Raw genomic sequence first — 3,667 nt, forward strand, 5'->3', positions numbered from 1 at the left:
TAATTCCTGAGCCCGACAAGACTCGCTACCGGAACCCTTCATTTTTCTTATAGGTTAACCACTTTTACTTTTTGTGATCACCTACGTTAACGCTCAGCGCAGGCGCAGCCAGCGCGGAGCACCTTTTGTGTTAATGTTTGAGCGCCAGCGAGTAACACAAAAGGTGCGTAGCGTTGGCCGTCGCTCTGCCGCTGATTGTTATGGCTTGAACCGTGGAGCAGCACCAGAGCCACTACCGAGGCAAAACCTGAACTCGAGACGTAAAGACTCCATGAAAAATTTATTTAATATGCCTTGAAAAATCATTGTATGAAAATGATGGACAAAACCCAGAGTCTTCATCTAAAAGTTTTACTCCACAGTACGGGCAAAACAAAACATCTATAGAAACGTTATCAATAGTTTGACCTGCGTACTCCAGATAGTGGTTCTCTTCTAGATCCGCCTCAGAGGCGACGTGGTTAATATATAAACTGCAATGATCTTCATCGCATTCTATCCAAGACTCCACAAGCTTCATTTTTTCACATTCATGAACTTTTTTCATAACTCGGAATTTTCTACTAAGGAGCCATAACGCCGCCGGCAGGGGCAGCTTGCCTTGTGCGCGTTTTGCGCAAAAATGGGAGCGCAGCGACCTGCGCAAAACGTGCACAAGGTAAGCTGTCCCGCGGAGGGCCGCAGGCCTGGAGCGAATTGCCCGGCCTTGTTAGGAGGACTAGCCACAGCCGCCAATTGTCACCTCCGGGCCTCGAAGAATATTTACATACCCAAATGCGCAACCGTTAGAACCATTATCTCTTTTAAAAAAGAACGTTCTTGGGCAAAAATTTGAGTTTGATCGCGCGGACTCTAGCTCTCCTTTTGACAACTCAAATCGCATGCGCTCTTGAAGATAAGTACTAGCTTCACATTCAAGACGATTAAAAGAACTGTAAAACGCCGATGCAGCACCAACCAGCGCAGCCACCAATACGTAGCTCATAAAAAGTAACAAAAATTTACCTTTTTTCCTGGCTACTTGCACTCGGACTCCTAACGCCGCAATCAGACGCGGCTTACTTTGTGTGCTTTTTGCACGAAAATGAGAGCGCAGCGACCGTGCAAAAAGTGCACAAAGTAAGACGTCGGCTGCATTGCTTTGTTAAGCGCCGGTGGCACAATGTTCATAAGTCAGGTCGAACCAGCCAGAGGCAGAACACTGACCTGAGACGATTGCCTTAATTCTCTGCACACGTTTGGCATGAGCCTCGGGGTTACTGACAGGATGGTAGTAGTTTGGCGCTATTGGCATAGCAATTAACCCATAAAACTCATCATCGGTAAGTTGTGATGCCTCTTTCGCATAATACGCCATTGCTGCGGCTTGCATTCCAATGACACTACTACCTTCCATTGTTCCCCAATACGTATTATTTATAAATAAATTCAGTTGTTGCTGTTTGGTGGCATGTGAATTGAGCACAACAGCCATAATATCTCGACCAAGATCGATTTTTTTACAGCAGTTGAAGACTGCTTTATAGAATGATTGGAATGACCCTTTAACTCCAACTAAATCTTGATGGTACAAAAAAAGATCTCTCGCAACTACAGATGTGATTGTAGTTAATCCCTGGCCGTTTGAAATATTGAGACCATTATGATCATAGAACGCAGGATCTTCAATTTTCACAAGAGCCTTTAAATGCTGGGGCTGAATCTCGACTTCTTGATGTGCGGAAGGCGTATTCTGAAGCAGCTCCTCAACTACAGAATTTGCCCAAAGAGCGGCAATTGAGAGATAAGAAGCTAAAAATAAAACAATTCCGAAAAATACTACCTTCAAATACTTTTTTACCACTTAACTCTCCTTGGACGCTTAACGCCGCCGGCAGGGGCAGCTTACCTTGTGCGCGTTTTGCGCAAAAATGGGAGCGAAGCGACCTGCGCAAAACGTGCACAAGGTAAGCTGTCCCGCGGAGGGCCGAAGGCCCGGAGCCTGGCTGCCCGGCCTTGTTATTGCAGGCGCGCTCTGCACCAACTTACCCGCACTTTGCCGGGAGCTTGCGGACGGCCACCGCCCGATAAAAATGTGAGGAACATACTCTACTCCCCTCGCCCACTTAATTCTCTAACGGCACCCCACAATACTGCAGCGGAATTACCATACCCAATTGGATCAGAACGAAACTGCTAGAAACGAACGCTCTGAACTTCAAAATGGCACAGGATACGATGCAGATGGCCCGAACAGTGCTCAAATCTTAAAGCCAGAAAAATTTCGAACCCGCCTCAATAACGCCCAGCGCAGGCGCAGCCAGCGCGGAGCGCATTTTGTGTTAATGTTTGAGCGCCAGCGAGTAACACAAAAGGTGCGTAGCGTTGGCTGTCGCTCTGCCGCTGATTGTTATGTTTTTGCATTGATCGTTACCACAGAGCCACCTAGATGAAAGCTGATAGCCCTGCCACTTCTTGAAACATGTAAATTGGGCGCTATATATACTTCCATGCCTGCAAAGTGTGGAGCGCCGGCTGCATATACATAGCCACGTTCTATAACCCCCGCCTTAAGCTGGAGTTCTTGTGGTTTTTGGCAACAAGGCGACCTGCAAACAAGAACATCTAGCTCTGGCCAGTAATGCTCTGCGAGATCAAGAATTCCCTGAACGGTGAAATTGTCTCCGCAAAGATTACATTTCTGCTGCTGATTTATATCCATATCTCGATTCTTGGTGAAACATAACGCCGCCGGCAGGGGCAGCTTGCCTTGTGCGCGTTTTGCGCGAAAATGGGAGCGCAGCGACCCGCGCAAACGTGGTCAGGTAGACGGCAATGTCACCATCACCGCCCCCCACAGATCCGGACGTGCGCGATTAACGCATCCGGCTCCTCAACCCATCACATTCGCAGGTTAATGGTTATTAAACGCGCCGCAGGAAGACGGTATCGCAGCAACAGACGCTCTACCGCTTTCCAGTTCAGCCGATGGCGCTGTGAACGCTTCCTTAGCCATTTTACCCAAGTGTTCCTAACAACATACAGGAAACGCTTGAGTGCGTTGCTGTTACCTCGTATACCAAAATACGCATAATGCCCTCTGATCTTTCGACAAAGGGCTGCATGGTATTCCGGCAGGGCCAGGTGACGGTTCTCGCTGCACCAGTTGCCGATGGCCCGGATACTGCGCGCAAACCGGGATTTCATGGTTTTACGGCAGATACTCCAGCCTCCGCGCTGACTCCGCTTCCAGTAATGCGTAAAGCCTAGAAAGTCGATACTGACATTCTCTTGTGGCTTGAATCTGGTAACACGGGTCTTTTCCGGGTGCAGGGCCAAGCCATGGCGGTGGAACCGCTTTGGCAATACGGCCATGACCCGATCAGCGTCCTCGGCATTCTTCATCAACAGAACCGCGTCATCCGCAAATCGTATCAGACTTGCGCTGCTGATGAGACGGGGCTTCACCTCTTGCTCAAACCACTGGTCCAGCACATGGTGCAGGTACACATTGGCTAGCATTGGGGAGATAACTCCGCCTTGCGGCGTGCCCTGTTCCGGGTAGTGGATGCTTCCCGCTTCCATAACTCCGGCGTTTAACCATTTGTTGATCAGGCGCAGTAATACGCCGTCTCCTACCCGCTGCTGGAGGAATACCCTCAGCTGGTGTTTGTCCAGAGTGTCGAAG

At 49.1% G+C, this 3,667-nt stretch carries 4 protein-coding genes; all 4 read right to left on the bottom strand.

Features of this window, described 5'->3' with window-relative positions; translation table 11 throughout:
• Window positions 1-718: 718 nt before the first annotated feature.
• Window positions 719-1,027: a hypothetical protein gene (locus FDY93_RS19640; RefSeq protein ID WP_220446258.1), complete on the bottom strand. Its 309-nt coding sequence runs from the start codon at window positions 1,025-1,027 to the stop codon at window positions 719-721.
• A 117-nt stretch (window positions 1,028-1,144) separates the two neighbouring features.
• The gene (locus FDY93_RS19055; protein WP_138237346.1) at window positions 1,145-1,843 is read right to left on the bottom strand and encodes a transglycosylase domain-containing protein; all 699 of its coding nucleotides are present in this window, start codon (window positions 1,841-1,843) and stop codon (window positions 1,145-1,147) included.
• Window positions 1,844-2,389: 546 nt separating this feature from the next.
• Window positions 2,390-2,701, bottom strand: coding sequence for a hypothetical protein (locus tag FDY93_RS19060; protein ID WP_138237347.1), 312 nt, complete (start codon window positions 2,699-2,701; stop codon window positions 2,390-2,392).
• Window positions 2,702-2,880: 179 nt separating this feature from the next.
• Window positions 2,881-3,667, bottom strand: a 787-nt coding sequence (locus tag FDY93_RS19065) for a reverse transcriptase domain-containing protein (RefSeq protein ID WP_246068658.1), incomplete at its 5' end; no start/stop codon positions are given.

Source organism: Microbulbifer harenosus (genome assembly GCF_005771435.1).
Lineage (GTDB): Bacteria > Pseudomonadota > Gammaproteobacteria > Pseudomonadales > Cellvibrionaceae > Microbulbifer > Microbulbifer harenosus.